The organism is Vibrio rhizosphaerae (assembly GCF_024347095.1).
In the GTDB taxonomy this organism is placed as follows: Bacteria; Pseudomonadota; Gammaproteobacteria; order Enterobacterales; family Vibrionaceae; genus Vibrio; species Vibrio rhizosphaerae.
Genome location: NZ_AP024903.1, coordinates 1,285,360 through 1,300,120 on the forward strand (window position 1 = coordinate 1,285,360; position 14,761 = coordinate 1,300,120).

Below are 14,761 nucleotides of genomic sequence, written 5' to 3' on the forward strand. Positions count from 1 at the left end.
TCTTCTATCAAGTTCAGGGAGTGCGATTATAGCGGAATCATGGCTAATAAAAAGGGCGACAGTGTCGCCCTTGATCACGTTTAATCGTTTATTCGACCTCGCAATTGAGACAGAATGCATACTGTCCTTTGGGATCATTCAACTGATTGAGCAATGTTGCATCACTGAGCATTTTCTGCGTGGTTGAACGCAGGCTCTCAGGAAGGAGCGCTGTCACATCGAGTCCCAGTGATACCCGGGCTTCCGAGAACAGACCAATCAGTAATTTCTGCATGGTTGAAATCGGTTCTTCCAGCCAGTTGAGCTGATAGTCATCCACTTTGGCAAGTTTGGCAGCCAGAGTCACGGCATCATCAAAATCACCCATTTTATCGACTAAACCGAATTTGAGCGCATCCTGTCCCGTCCAGACATGTCCTTGAGCGACTTTATCCACGTCTTGCAGTGACAAGTGACGATGTTCTGCAACCAACGAAATAAAGCGCTGGTATCCGTGTTCGATGGCTAACTGCAAGGCTTGTTGAGTCCCGTCAGACAAACCGGTCGCGATACCTTGGCCGGAAAATGGGGTTGTTCCGACACCATCGGTAGACACACCAATTCGATCCAGACTGTGCTCAAAGGTGGTCAGCACACTGAAGATACCGATTGATCCGGTGAGGGTCGTGGGTTGCGCCACGATTTGGTCCGCACTGGTTGATAACCAATATCCTCCTGAGGCTGCAAGGCTGGACATGGAAACAACAACCGGTTTGCCCGAGGCTTTCAGCGCATCAATTTCGCTACGGATGACTTCAGACGCTGAGGCACTGCCTCCCGGGCTGTCTACCCGTAAGACCACGGCTTTAATATGTGGGTCGTTGCGGGCTTCTCTCAGGAGTTCACTGATATTGTCTGAGCCAATCGCTTCACCGCGGGGTTGATTGCCATCCATGATGGTTCCTGACGCGACAATCACCGCGATTTCGTTGTTCGATATCAGGCTGGGTTTCGACCGTGAGTCAAGCGAACTGAGGTAGTCGTAGTAACTGATGGCCTGATAACCGTCTTGACCATCGCTGCCAAAGGTCTCGCTCAGCTCGGCACGCATTTGTGGACGAGATACCAGTTCATCAACCAGCCCAAGGTTGAGAGAGAGTTGGGCAATATCACCGTGGACACGTTTCAGTTGCGTCAGGAATTCATCCATCGAGAAGCGTAATTTTTCCGGCGCAATGTTTCGGTTCGCTGCGACATCAGTTAAATAGGCATCCCAGAGTTGTTGCAGCCAACGCTTGTTCGATGCTTTTGCCGCGTCTGACATGTCATCTCGCATAAAGGGTTCAACCGCAGATTTGTAAGTACCGACACGGAAAATATGGGTCGTGACATCGAGTTTATCCAACAGGTTTTTGTAATATAAACCGTAAGCACTATAGCCTTTCAGCATCACCAGCCCATCGGGAGACATTAAAATTTTGTCAGCGTAACTGGCCAGATAATACTGGCTTTGAGAGTACATACCGCCGATCGCAAACACGGGTTTGCCACTGGTTTTAAACTCGTTAATCGCTTTGGCGATATAGCGTAACTTCGTCAGGTTGGTTTCTGACATTTCTCCGAGTGAGAGCACCAGCCCCGAAATCTGCGGGTCATCTTTTGCGTGGCGAATGGTATCGACAATATCAAACAGAATGTTTTCTTTCGGCAGCGAGTCGCCGAGTAATGAATTAGCAATTGAATCAACGGATTGCACGTAAGTTGCTTGTTCACGAATCGGGCCGGATAGGTTCAGCACCAGTGCCGAAGGCTGATGAATCTGAATGTTGGTCTCTTCAGGGGTTGATTGCGTATACAGGATGTAAATAACAGCAAGCGTGAACAGAAATAATAAGTTCGTGACGAGAAGGCGGAACAGGGTGATCGTTTTCCAGATAAACCGAAAGATCATACCGATAGCTTTTAGTATTGTTTTCATAATCGCTTTAACATCGTGGCTGATTAGGCACCATGGCTCAATAAAACCGATGGTACACGGTGTATGGTGATCTGATCCTACGTGATAACCCAGAGCGGAACAACTATTCCGTTATGGGACGGTTCAGACTGAGTTGCCAGAGGAATCCATGCCATCGATTTGGCGGTGTTCAGAACGGTATTTGCAGAGGAGACATGTTGCGCTGAAATCAGCCCCAGCAAACCATAGTTTGCTGGGAAGTGAGTCGTCTGGACGCTACAGAATGACGGTTTTATTGCCGTAGACAAACACCTTGTCGTTCAATACATTTGCCAGCGCTTTACTCAAGACATTTTTTTCAACATCCCGTCCTGCTTGGGCCATATCCTGAGCACTGAACGTATGGTCGACCGGAATAACATCTTGTTTGATGATTGGCCCCTCATCGAGGTCATCGGTGACGAAGTGTGCGGTTGCACCGATGATTTTGACACCCCGCTCATAGGCTTGCTGATACGGTTTGGCACCAATAAATGCCGGCAAAAAGCTATGGTGAATATTGATGATACGGTGATGGTATTTCTCAACAAAGGTCGGGGTCAGAACCCGCATATATTTAGCCAGAACAATGTAATCCGGCTGATATTGATCGATGACTTCAAGCATCTTTTGTTCGTGTTCCTGACGATTGAGGCCGTCATGAGAAACACAGTGATAAGGGATATCAAACCGTTCAGTCAGTGTTTGTAATTTATCATAGTTGCCGATAACTGCTGCAATGTCGACGTCTAGGCTGCCGTCATAGCTTTTGATCAGAATATCACCCAGACAGTGTGCTTCTTTGGTCACCAGAATGACGATTTTCTTGCGTGACGATCCGATCAATTTATATTTGGCCCCTTCAGGGAGTGCCTGATCTAAATCAGCCGTCAGGGTTGCATCGTTAAAATAGCCTTCCAGCTCGGTGCGCATAAAAAAATGGCCGCTGGTATTATCAACATATTCATTGTTGTGAATGATATTGAGCTGATGTTTGTAACAAATGTTAGTAATTTTAGCGATCAGGCCGGGCTTATCTGTGCAATGTGTGAGGAGCGTTTTCTTTTCCATCAATGATGACTTCCGATGATTTTTTTTGAATTAAAAACAATTTCAGCGGACCCAAAACGGTGATGAGTCCCACAATACTGGGGCTATAATTAATCTATTCTCATTAGAGTTTCAACCTAATAACAAAAGTAATTTCCCTCGGCTTATCTCATTGGTCTTTATTTCAGGCAATTGTACGGCTCACATTTTTTCATGAAGGTGGTGGTTATGGATAAGGAATTGCTGGCGCGTAAACTATATGTGGAACGTGTTCACGAGTTAATGGGAACACATGAAATTGATGAAATCGTCTTGAACGCCATGTGGGAAAGCAAAGCTTCTCCTGCTGATGCTGCCAGAGTCATGCTGGAGCAGCCGACCAATGTACTGGAAGCCGCCTCTTGGTTACAACGGTATCTGAACCGCAAGTAGCAGCGTCTTCATCAAACCTGTTGCAGCGTGAATCGCAGAGAAAGGTTCGCGCTGTTTCATCAAACCTGACATAATCGCACATTATATTTTTAAATCCTCTATGCGATGATCGAACAGACTTTTTCAGCTCACGGTGCTTTGGGAAAAGCTATCCCGGGATTTCAACCGCGTCAGGCTCAGCTTGATATGGCCAGCGCGATTGAATCCGCTATCCGCAATCAGTCACAACTGGTGGTTGAGGCCGGAACCGGGACGGGGAAAACTTTTGCTTATCTGGTCCCGGCGTTGATGAGCGGTAAGAAAGTGGTGATCAGCACGGGCTCGAAAAACCTGCAAGAGCAGTTATTTCATCGCGATTTACCGTTGATTGTTAAAGCACTCGAGTTTTTCGGCCAGATTGCCTTACTCAAAGGGCGTGCGAATTATTTATGTCTGGAGCGTCTGAATCGCCAGATGCTTGAGAGTCACGGCAATGAAACCGATTCGCAGCACTTTGCCCAGCTGTTCCAGATTCGACGCTGGGCTTCTGAGACAAAAACCGGTGATCTTGGTGAATGTGAGACGTTACCGGAAGATAGCCTGATTATTCCGACCATTACGTCGACCAATGATAATTGTCTGGGCAAAGAGTGCCCGGATTTTCAGGATTGTTTTGTGTCGAAAGCGCGTCGAAGAGCGATGGATGCGGATGTCGTGGTGGTCAATCATCACCTGTTTCTGGCGGACCTTGCGATTAAAGAGACGGGTTTTGGCGAGCTGATTCCTGAAGCGGAAGTGTTCATTTTTGATGAAGCCCATCAGTTACCGGATATCGCGAGTCAGTATTTCGGACAATCGCTGACCAGCCGTCAGATTCAGGAACTGGCGAAAGATATCGAGATTGGTTATCGCACCGAAGCGAAAGACATGCGTCAGTTGCAAAAAATCAGCGACAAGCTGGTTCAGACCGCAATGGATGTCAGAATCGCACTGGGGGAACCCGGCTATCGGGGCAACTGGCGTGAAGCGGTGCGCCAGCCCAAAGTGAGTCAGGCGATTGAACGATTGACGGACAGCCTTGAGTTTGCTTTAGAAGTTTTAAAACTTGCGTTAGGACGCAGTCAGCTACTGGATACCGCCTTCGAACGGACCAGTACCATTCACGCGCGCCTGAAACGAGTCTGTGATGTTTCCATTACCGGCTATTCCTACTGGTTTGATACCACGCCACGTCATTTCGGATTACATATCACACCGCTGTCTGTCGCAGATAAATTTCAGGAACAGATCAAGCTCAAACCGGGGACGTGGGTTTTTACCTCGGCAACGCTGGCGGTTAATCATGATTTTAGCCATTTCAGCCATCGTTTAGGGCTGATTCCCGAACAACAATTCTCGTTACCCAGCCCGTTTGATTATGAGACTCAGGCACGATTGTGTGTCCCGCGTTATTTACCTGAACCCAACTCACCGGGTATGGCTGACAAATTAGTAACCATGCTGACCCCCGTCATTGAGCAGAATCAGGGGCGCTGTTTTTTCCTGTGTACATCCCATCAAATGATGCGGGATTTAGGGGAACGATTCCGCCAGTCTCTGACATTACCTGTTTTATTACAGGGTGAAACCAGTAAGCAGAAAACCCTTTCCGAGTTTATGTCGCTCGGCAATGCTTTATTGGTTGCAACCGGTGCTTTCTGGGAAGGGATTGATGTTAGAGGCGATGCCCTGAGCTGTGTTATTATTGACAAATTACCGTTCACCGCACCGGATGATCCACTGCTGAAAGCCAGAATTGAGGACTGTCGTCTGCAAGGCGGCGAGCCTTTTCAACAGGTGCAACTGCCGGAAGCGGTGATTACCCTAAAGCAAGGGGTTGGCCGGTTGATTCGCGATGCCAGTGATAAAGGCGCACTGATTATTTGCGATAATCGTTTGGTGACCCGCGATTATGGCGGCGTGTTTCTTGCAAGTTTACCGCCGATCCCGCGGACCCGTGATTTAGAACAGATACAAGCATTTCTCCGCGAAATATCGGAGCCGTCGCACTCGGAAAGTGATGAAGTGAGTACAGAGAGTTAAATGAGTCGAAAAATTCTTGCAATTGATACATCAACAGAAAACTGTTCTGTTGCCTTGATGGTCGGTCACCAATGCTTTGTCCGGCGTGACATTGCACCCCGGGATCATGCGAAAAAAATCCTGCCGATGGTGGATGAGGTGTTACACGAAGCGAACATTCAACTGACCGATTTAGATGCGCTGGCATTTGGTCGTGGTCCCGGCAGTTTTACGGGAGTCCGCATTTGTATCGGGATTGCGCAGGGATTGGCGTTTGGCGCCGGATTACCGACCGTCCCCGTTTCGACGTTGGCAGCGATGGCGCAAGGCAGTTATCGTTTATATGGTGCGCATGACGTGGCAACCGCGATTGATGCGCGGATGAGCGAAGTGTACTGGGGACGTTTTACCCGTCAGGATAATGGCGCTTGGCAGATTGTCGATGAGGAATGTGTGATTCCGCCTCAGACACTGGCACAGCAGATTGAGTCGGACGCGAAAACGTGGCGCTGTGCCGGCACCGGGTGGGCAGCTTATGGCGAAGAACTTGCTCAATTACCGTTGACCGTTGAGTCGGGAGAGGTGCTTTATCCTGATGCTGAAGATATTGTGTTCTTGGCGAACATTGCCTTTGAGAATGGAGACACTGTTCCGGCAGAAGAGGCCAGCCCGATTTATTTACGTGATCAGGTGGCCTGGAAGAAAATACCGGGTCGTGAATAGCGATATCTCGCGAGCCAGATGATCCAGCATAAGCAAGCGGGCGGTGATGTGTCACCACCGATACACGAAGACAGGTGAGGAACAGTATGGTTTCGATTCAGGGATTACCGCCGTCGCGAATACCGGGAACCGGCAAGTCATCGAAAGCGACGAAAGCAAAGCGGCAGAATGATACTTCAGATGCTGCCTCGGGTACCTATGAACCCACCCCCGTTGCCAATGCGGTCACGCATTCGATGCGTTCGATGCAAGAGACCGAGCGTTTTCAGGACAATCTGCAATATGACTTACCTGAGGGGCGGGCCCGTAAAGCACTCGAAGCGTACTTTGGTGTAATGACTCAGGCCCGGCGCGAGGAACTTGCACAGATGCTCGGGGTCGATATTTATATTTAAAGATGAGGGAAAACAGCATGATTTGGTCTCATTTCAATTGTCATATGAAAGGCATGGTGATTGCCTTTGGTTGTCTGGTGCTGAGTGCTTGTGCGTCACTACCGGAAGAGTTGTCCGTTCCTGACGGTGCAGCGGTGATTCAGGATTATCAAACCTTTTCTGCACTGAAAGGGACTCAGGCGCCTTATGTTCGGTTAGGGGGAGTCATTGCTGAAATTAAGAATCTGCCCAAACGAACCCGGCTGGAAATTGTTAACTTGCCGATCGGTACAAATGGTAAACCCGACATTCAGCAAGAGCCGCACGGACGTTTTATTGTTTATATCAATCGGTTTCTTGATCCGGTGACTTATGCCAAAGGGCGTTTACTGACCGTACTTGGCAGCGCTATTGCGCCAGAAAAAAGTCAGGTTGGTGAATACCGGGCGGAGTTTCCGGCCATGTCAGCGTCCGCTTACCATCTATGGCGGGTGACGGAGCGGGTGGTGATTCATGAACCGGGCCCATTTTTGCGAGATTGTGATCACTGGCGCTGTCGGGAGAGTTTCGGCTCGCAAACCGGTCGGGTGATCCCCGAGGTCAAATAATTTTCTATGCTGGTGCAACACAGTTATCCGATTTCTGAGCGGAACATTGCGGCGATTGAAACTGACAATCGTCAAACCGCGAGCTGTTCCGTCATTTTCCTGCATGGCTGGCTGGATAATGCTGCCAGCTTTCAGTCTGTCCTGCATGTGATTACCTCTCAACTGCCCTCGCATATTCATTTATGTGCTATTGACTTACCGGGACATGGCCTGTCTGGTCATAAGTCTGCTGACAATTTTTATGCATTTCATGACTATATCGATGACATTCATCAATTTTTAGTGACGTTGCCAACGAAAAAGAAGATTTTAGTCGGCCATTCACTTGGTGGATTGATTGCAAGTTGCTATAGTGCCGCCTTTCCTGAATATGTCGATGGACTGTTTTTGATAGAGAGCCTCGGTCCCTTGTCTGAACCTGCCGCGAACAGCGTGCAACGGTTACGTGACGGGGTGAATAGCCGCTCGCGAATTCGACGCAAATCTCGTCGCAAAGGGTATGATGATTACGCAGCCGCGCTGCAAGTTCGGGCGGCACATTCGGCCCTGCCGGAAGCACTGATTGAGCCCATTGTTGCGCGAGGGATTGAATTGCGAGACGGGCAGTGGCTGTGGCGGGCAGATCCGAAATTGTCTGCACAGTCGTTATATCGAATATCTGACGCCCATGCTGAAGCTGTGCTGGCCGCGATTCAATCTCCCTTTTTCGTTGTATTAGGGGATCAGGGTTACCCATCTTTAAAATCATATTCCCGGGCTTTACGACCAGAGCAAGTTGAGATTGAGCATGTGCAGGGCGGTCATCATTGCCACTTAGAGCATCCTGAGCGCGTCGGTCAGTTGATATTACAGTTTATTAAGAAAATCGATGAAGCACCATGTTCTTAAATTAGAGTCTATACTTTAGAAAATTTAAAAAATTAACAAATCATTAACATATATAATAAGGCAGGGCACTGACCTGTCAGCGCGAGGAGTATTTCTGTGGAGCACCCATGGCTTGCACGTTATCCAAATGATGTGCCTGAAACGATTAATCCAGATGTCTATACATCGCTGGTTGAAATGTTTGAACAGTCGGTCACGAAATACGCTGATCAGCCTGCTTTTGTCAATATGGGAACGGTGATGACCTTCCGTAAGCTGGAAGAGCGCAGTCGCGCTTTCGCTGCGTATTTACAAAACGAGCTACAACTCAAAAAAGGGGATCGTGTTGCCCTGATGATGCCGAATTTACTGCAATATCCGGTGGCATTGTTTGGGGTGTTGCGGGCGGGCTTGATCGCTGTGAATGTGAATCCGTTGTATACCCCCCGGGAGCTAGAACATCAGCTCAATGACGCGGGAGTAACCACGATTGTCATCGTCTCCAACTTTGCCGGCACCTTGCAGAAAATTGTGCAACGGACATCGGTCAAACATGTCATTCTGACCAGTCTGGGGCAGATGCTGCCCCGGCCGAAAGGGACAATTGTCGACTTTGTCGTTAAATATGTGAAAAAACTGGTCCCGCACTATCATCTGCCCGATGCTGTTTCGATGCGAACTGCACTGAAACGGGGTCGTCATATGCAGTATGTAAAGCCGGTGATTGAAGGGGATGATACCGCTTTTTTACAGTATACCGGCGGGACGACAGGGATAGCCAAAGGGGCAATCCTTTCCCATCGTAATATGGTCGCCAATGTATTACAGGCGAAAGCGGCTTATGGGCCAGTCTTGGCTGAGGGGCGTGAATTAGTCGTCACCGCTTTGCCGCTCTATCACGTATTTGCGCTGAGTGTGAACTGTTTGCTGTTTATCGAAATGGGCGGCCAAAACCTGTTGATTACCAATCCGAGGGATATCCCGGGATTCGTCAAAGAATTACAACGCTACCCTGTCACGGCAATTACGGGCGTCAATACACTGTTTAATGCTTTGGTGCACAATGACGCGTTTCGTCATATGGATTTTTCGCAGCTACACTTATCCGTCGGTGGCGGGACTGCGGTCCAGCGGGCGGTTGCCAATGAATGGAAGAAAGTCACCGGGCTTCATCTGCTTGAAGGCTATGGTTTAACCGAATGTTCTCCTTTGGTGGCCGGTAACCCTTATGACCTCAGTGATTACAGCGGTGCCATTGGTATCCCGGTTCCCTCGACAGAGGTTCGGCTTGTCGATGAACATGGTCAAGTGATTGCGTTTGATCAGGTCGGTGAATTACAGGTGCGCGGGCCGCAGGTGATGACCGGATACTGGCAGCGTGAAGATGCCACCAAAGACGTCTTAACGGATGATGGTTGGCTCTCTACCGGTGATATTGTTCGGATGGATGAGCAAGGTATGCTATATATTGTGGATCGGAAAAAAGATATGATTCTGGTCTCCGGTTTTAACGTTTATCCGAATGAAATTGAAGATGTCGTTTCGATGCATGATAAAGTGTTGGAAGCCGCAGCGATCGGGCAGCCACACGAGGTGAGTGGCGAAGTGGTGAAATTGTTCGTCGTCAAAAAAGATACGTCGCTGACGAAAGAAGAAATCATCGCTCACTGTCGCCAATACCTGACCGGATATAAGATTCCAAAACTGATAGAATTCCGGGATGATCTGCCGAAAACCAATGTCGGTAAAATATTGCGCCGGGCATTAAAAGATGAAGATCAGGCAATATTGAGTATGGAACAAGCCTAATCGTCCGTGATCGAGACGTTCAGAGAAATGCCGACATGATGTCGGCATTTTTCTTGTTCATATACATATAACCTTATTTACATACGATTTTGTTTACATCGAACGGGTTGACAGACCACGGCCAGCGCTAGGGTGGTGGTCGCCTGACAATGAATGATAAAAGTGAGTAATTTTGAACTATCAAATGATTACCAGCTCAGATGAGCTTGAAGCGGTCTGCCGCAAAGCCTTACAGTGTCCGGTCGTGATGCTGGATACGGAATTTGTCCGCACCCGGACATTTCATGCCCAACTGGGGCTGATCCAGCTCTATGACGGTGAATCCGTCGCGTTGATTGATCCGACAACCATTGCAGATATGACCTCATTTGTCAGTTTGTTGCAAGCGCCGCAGGTGCTCAAAGTGCTTCACGCTGCCGGTGAAGATTTAGAAGTGTTCTACCACCAATTTGCATGTGCGCCGACGCCATTCGTCGATACCCAGATTCTGGCGGCATTCAACGGATATGGTTTATCGACCGGATTTGCGGCGTTGGTTGCCGATTTTACCGGGACAGAGCTCGATAAAAGTGAATCGCGGACTGACTGGATGGCCCGGCCTTTGAGCGACAAACAGCTGGACTATGCAGCTGCGGATGTGTTTTATCTGATGCCGGTGTATCAGCAACTCCGTGACAAAGTTCAGCAGCAAGGCTGGTGGGATGCAGCGTTGGAAGAGTCGCAGTTGCAGGTCGAAAAGCGGACCCGAAGCTATCAGCCGGAAGCCGCTTATCTTGATATCAAAGGTGCGTGGCAACTGGCTCCCAAACAATTGGCAATCTTGAAACAGCTTGCAACCTGGCGTTATGAAGAAGCGCTCAAACGGGATCTGGCGCTGAATTTTGTGATCAAAGAACAAGATCTATTGACCATTGCCCGGCTGGAATTAGTCAACTTTAAACGGATGGAAACCGAAGGCGTTGATCCACGGTCGGTCAAGCGCCACGGCGCGAAAATCAGCCAGCTGGTTAAAGAAGGGCAAGCGGTCAGCGAGTCTGATTATCCGCCACGAATTATCCCCATTTCAGATTATCCCGGATACAAGCAACTGTTTAAACGGCTCAAAGATCAGGTTAATGTTCAGTCTGAGAAGCTGGGACTCTCGCCCGAATTTTTGGCGTCTCGTAAACAGTTGAATCAATTACTGGGTTGGGTCTGGAAAACGCAAACCGATCCGCAGTCTATACCGGATCTGATGCAGGGATGGCGTAAAGACGTGCTGGGCGATACCTTGTATGAAATGGTTGCGCCGCGTTCATGAATGGATTGAGTTGCGTCAGGCCATTCGTCTAAGCCGGGAGTGCTATGCATGTAAAACGCCTCATATAACCGAATCTGATAGCGGTTATATGAGGCGCTGAATTCATCACCGATGAGCGGTTATTTTTCTTTGTTGCGACCTCTTTATCGCTACTTCTCTTCGTCGGGTAATTTTACATTCAGTTCCAGTACGGACAGATCATCGCCTTTGTGCTCGAAAGAGAGCTCAACCATATCCGGGTCAATCGCCACATATTTGGCGATCACTTTCAGAATATCTTCTTTTAACTGCGGCAGATAGTTCGGTGCCGGATCATTCTGGCTACGGCGTTCGGCAACGATAATCTGCAAACGTTCTTTCGCAAGACTCGCGGAGGTTTGTTTCTTCGGGCGGAAAAACTCCAGTAATGACATAGGTTCTTAACCTCCAAATAATCGTTGAAAAATGCCTTTTTTCTGCTCAGACAGAAAACGAAATTCCAGCGCATTGCCTGTCAGACGCTCAACTGCGTCATGATACGCCTGACCGGCATCTGATTGATCGTCAAAAATCACCGGTACCCCTTTATTCGATGCATTGAGTACTGCCTGACTTTCAGGGATCACCCCCAGCAACTGAATATGCAGAATTTCTTCGACATCTTCGACGCTCAGCATCTCTCCCTGATTCACGCGAGCCGGGTTATAGCGGGTGAGTAACAGGTGTTGTTTGATCGGTTCAAGGCCTTGTTCCGCACGGCGAGATTTTGAATCAAGAATGCCAAGAATGCGGTCGGAGTCGCGCACGGAAGAGACTTCCGGGTTGGTCGTGATAATCGCTTCATCGGCGAAGTAAAGTGCCATCAGTGCACCTTGTTCAATCCCTGCCGGAGAGTCACAGATAATAAAGTCAAAGCCCATGCTGTCTAATTCATCCAGCACACGTTTGACGCCGTCATGGGTCAGGGCTTCTTTGTCCCGGGTTTGCGATGCCGGTAAAATAAATAGATTATCGGAGCGCTTATCTTTGATCAGCGCCTGATTGAGCGTTGCTTCGCCCTGAATGACATTCACGAAGTCATACACCACCCGGCGCTCACATCCCATAATCAGGTCGAGGTTACGTAAGCCGATGTCGAAATCGATGACTGCGGTTTTCAAACCTTTGATTGCCAAACCAGAGGCAATTGCTGCACTCGATGTCGTCTTTCCAACACCGCCTTTACCTGATGTAACAACAATAATGCGTGCCATTTGTTTCCCTTAAATTTAACGTCGGTTTCCTTGGAAAAGGATTTAAATCGTGATTGGCTCAATGTGGAGCGTGCCGTCATGATAACTGAGCATCGCTTTTTTCTGCCAGTGTTCACTCGAAATTTGATCACTGAGCCAATAATTACCTGCAATAGAAATTAATTCAGCCTGTAGATCATGACAGAATATTTTTGCCTGCTGTTGTCCGCTGGCACCGGCAATGGCTCGGCCGCGCAGACTCCCGTAAATATGAATTGAACCATCGGCAATCACTTCAGCGCCCGCGCTGACGTGATTGAGAATGACTAAGTCACAATCTTTCGCATAGACCTGCTGCCCGGAACGAATCGGTGTGGTGATGGTCTTAGTCGGGGTGATTGATGCGGGGGCCTGACTGGGAGATTTGCTGGCCGTCAGTACAGCAAACCCGGCTTCATAGGCCAGATTCTGTGTCCGCTTATCCCGGGCTCCGGTAATGCCAACCGGCACCATGCCTGTTTGATGAATCCCATGCTTTAACTGGTGAAAGTCAAGCTCACCTTCAACTTGGGCAATGTTGAGCACAATCGGGGCCGCAGAGAAAAAAGCAGGGGCCTGAGCCACTTTAGTTTGTAAAAACTCGACGGACTTTGAAATTTCACTGTCGGCAAGATGTAACACGGAGAGTGTAAAACTACTACCTTTAAGATCAGGTGTGATTGACATTGGTAATTTGGGCCTCAACTCGTAAAAACACTGTAGAAAGGGCATTGCCTGAAAGTAGGGCTGTCATGTTATAGTCACAGCTCAAACTCAGCAAGATATCTTACTTTGAATTGACGTTTTTAACCTCAAAACGAGGTTAACTTTATGTGTTGAGATCGTCAGTCTTGGCAATCTGATCAGGAAATATACAAAAGGCGCAGTAATGCTTTGTTCTATTTATAAAAGTCCTAAAAAAGAAGGCACCTATTTATATGTTGAGAAAAAAGATGATTTCTCGAAAGTTCCTGAAGCGTTGCTGCAGATGTTCGGGCGGCCGGTTTTGGTGATGACAATGAATCTGGCGGGAAAGACGCTGGCAAACGTTGATATTGAAAAAGTGAAAACCTCACTCATCGACGACGGTTTTTTCTTACAATTACCACCGCCCCCGGAAAATTTATTAGAAAGCTACAAAGCAAGGAAAGCCGCTCGGCAAGGACAACAATAGCCGATGCTTATCAGGATGAGAGGAGAAAAAATGAAAAGATTATGGTCAGTCGGATTGGGATTGATTCTGAGTTGTCCCCTCTATGCCGCCAATACAGAGAGCTTCGAACAGTATGTGGATGGCCTGAAGCAACAAGCGCAGAAAGCGGGCATCAGTCAAGCAACTATCACCGCCGCCTTTGATTCAGTGACTTACCGCCCCAGAGCGATTGTTGCTGATAAGAATCAGCCGGAAAAAAAGCTGACGCTGGATGAATATATTCCGCGGGCGGTCCCGGATTGGAAAGTCACCAAAGCGAAAAAACTCTATCAGGAACACTATGATGAGCTGGCGCGAATTGGTAAAGAATATGGCGTACAGCCCCGTTATATTGTGGCTTTGTGGGGTGTCGAGAGTAATTTTGGTTCACTGACCGGTGGATACAATGTGATCGATGCTTTGGCGACCTTAGCCTATGACGGACGCCGTGAGCAGTTTTTCCGCAAAGAAATGATGGCAGCACTGCAAATCCTCGATGAACGACATATTTCACCACAAGCGATGAAAGGCTCCTGGGCCGGTGCCATGGGGCAGTGTCAGTTTATGCCGAGCTCGTTTCTGGCTTTTGCGGCCGATGGTGACGGCGACGGGAAAAAAGATATCTGGGGAAGCCGGGCGGATGTGTTTGCATCAACCGCGAATTATCTGAGTCAGTCCGGCTGGAATGAACACATGATTTGGGGGCGTCAGGTCCATTTACCCCGAGGGTTCGACATGAGTCTGAGCGGACGAGGCAAAGCACAGGGTAAAATGCTCCACCAATGGAGTGAACTGGGGGTGACACGTTATGATGGTAGCCCGTTACCGAAGTTGAAAGACGATATTCAGGCGTGGCTGATTGCCCCCGATGATGAGCAGGGCCGCGTTTATTTGATCTATAACAACTATAACGTGTTGATGAAGTGGAACCGCTCTTATTACTTCGCATTGGCGGTCAGTCATCTCGCGGATCGTATTATTATGAACTAACCGGTAATCGGACTGGCAAAGAAAAGGCTCCTGAACGGAGCCTTTTTTACATGGTTTTCTTTACATCGGTTTTTACACGGATATCGGTGTCGGTAAATCGGGTATGTTATCTCTGTGCTGACAGCCCTCATCAGTGAGATGAAACCGCGAT

The 14,761-nt window shown here is 48.5% G+C and carries 15 protein-coding genes; 10 read left to right on the forward strand and 5 right to left on the reverse strand.

The features are described from left to right. Positions 1-88: 88 nt before the first annotated feature. Entirely contained in the window at positions 89-1,957 is a 1,869-nt protein-coding gene (gene sppA, locus OCV37_RS05515) for a signal peptide peptidase SppA (protein WP_038178472.1), read from the reverse strand. 255 nt (positions 1,958-2,212) lie between these two features. Next, positions 2,213-3,046 carry a formyltetrahydrofolate deformylase gene (gene purU, locus OCV37_RS05520; protein WP_038178473.1) on the reverse strand — a complete coding sequence of 278 codons (834 nt, stop codon included), beginning with the start codon at positions 3,044-3,046 and terminating at the stop codon, positions 2,213-2,215. Between the two features lie 207 nt (positions 3,047-3,253). On the opposite strand from purU, the gene OCV37_RS05525 reads away from it, so the two are divergent. The 8 genes from OCV37_RS05525 (at position 3,254) to rnd (ending at position 11,178) form a co-directional block, all read left to right on the forward strand. Next, positions 3,254-3,457: a hypothetical protein gene (locus tag OCV37_RS05525; RefSeq protein WP_038178474.1), complete on the forward strand. Its 204-nt coding sequence runs from the start codon at positions 3,254-3,256 to the stop codon at positions 3,455-3,457. A 105-nt stretch (positions 3,458-3,562) separates the two neighbouring features. After that, the gene (locus tag OCV37_RS05530) at positions 3,563-5,518 is read left to right on the forward strand and encodes an ATP-dependent DNA helicase (protein WP_038178475.1); all 1,956 of its coding nucleotides are present in this window, start codon (positions 3,563-3,565) and stop codon (positions 5,516-5,518) included. Further along, complete coding sequence (gene tsaB, locus OCV37_RS05535) at positions 5,519-6,220, forward strand: tRNA (adenosine(37)-N6)-threonylcarbamoyltransferase complex dimerization subunit type 1 TsaB (protein ID WP_038178476.1); 702 nt, start codon at positions 5,519-5,521, stop codon at positions 6,218-6,220. 86 nt (positions 6,221-6,306) lie between these two features. Continuing rightward, complete coding sequence (locus tag OCV37_RS05540; protein WP_038178477.1) at positions 6,307-6,615, forward strand: hypothetical protein; 309 nt, start codon at positions 6,307-6,309, stop codon at positions 6,613-6,615. Positions 6,616-6,632: 17 nt separating this feature from the next. After that, a complete protein-coding gene (locus OCV37_RS05545; RefSeq protein WP_051680318.1) occupies positions 6,633-7,202 on the forward strand; it encodes a Slp family lipoprotein in 570 nt (189 codons plus the stop codon). A 6-nt stretch (positions 7,203-7,208) separates the two neighbouring features. Beyond that, positions 7,209-8,090 (forward strand): alpha/beta fold hydrolase, encoded by an 882-nt coding sequence (locus OCV37_RS05550; protein WP_038178478.1) that lies wholly within the window; start codon positions 7,209-7,211, stop codon positions 8,088-8,090. Between the two features lie 96 nt (positions 8,091-8,186). Next, positions 8,187-9,878, forward strand: coding sequence for a long-chain-fatty-acid--CoA ligase FadD (gene fadD, locus OCV37_RS05555; protein WP_038178479.1), 1,692 nt, complete (start codon positions 8,187-8,189; stop codon positions 9,876-9,878). 172 nt (positions 9,879-10,050) lie between these two features. Continuing rightward, entirely contained in the window at positions 10,051-11,178 is a 1,128-nt protein-coding gene (rnd, locus tag OCV37_RS05560) for a ribonuclease D (RefSeq protein WP_038178480.1), read from the forward strand. A gap of 149 nt (positions 11,179-11,327) precedes the next feature. Here the strand turns inward: rnd and minE are convergent, their stop codons facing one another. The 3 genes from minE to minC are packed head-to-tail and all read right to left on the reverse strand — an operon-like array spanning position 11,328 to position 13,115. Next, positions 11,328-11,591 carry a cell division topological specificity factor MinE gene (gene minE, locus OCV37_RS05565; RefSeq protein WP_038178481.1) on the reverse strand — a complete coding sequence of 88 codons (264 nt, stop codon included), beginning with the start codon at positions 11,589-11,591 and terminating at the stop codon, positions 11,328-11,330. Positions 11,592-11,597: 6 nt separating this feature from the next. Next, the gene (gene minD, locus OCV37_RS05570) at positions 11,598-12,410 is read right to left on the reverse strand and encodes a septum site-determining protein MinD (RefSeq protein WP_038178482.1); all 813 of its coding nucleotides are present in this window, start codon (positions 12,408-12,410) and stop codon (positions 11,598-11,600) included. 42 nt (positions 12,411-12,452) lie between these two features. Beyond that, positions 12,453-13,115: a septum site-determining protein MinC gene (gene minC, locus OCV37_RS05575; RefSeq protein ID WP_038178483.1), complete on the reverse strand. Its 663-nt coding sequence runs from the start codon at positions 13,113-13,115 to the stop codon at positions 12,453-12,455. A gap of 202 nt (positions 13,116-13,317) precedes the next feature. On the opposite strand from minC, the gene OCV37_RS05580 reads away from it, so the two are divergent. Further along, positions 13,318-13,602 carry a YcgL domain-containing protein gene (locus OCV37_RS05580; RefSeq protein WP_038178484.1) on the forward strand — a complete coding sequence of 95 codons (285 nt, stop codon included), beginning with the start codon at positions 13,318-13,320 and terminating at the stop codon, positions 13,600-13,602. Between the two features lie 30 nt (positions 13,603-13,632). Then, complete coding sequence (locus OCV37_RS05585) at positions 13,633-14,610, forward strand: lytic murein transglycosylase (RefSeq protein WP_038178485.1); 978 nt, start codon at positions 13,633-13,635, stop codon at positions 14,608-14,610. The last annotated feature ends 151 nt before the right edge of the window (positions 14,611-14,761 follow it).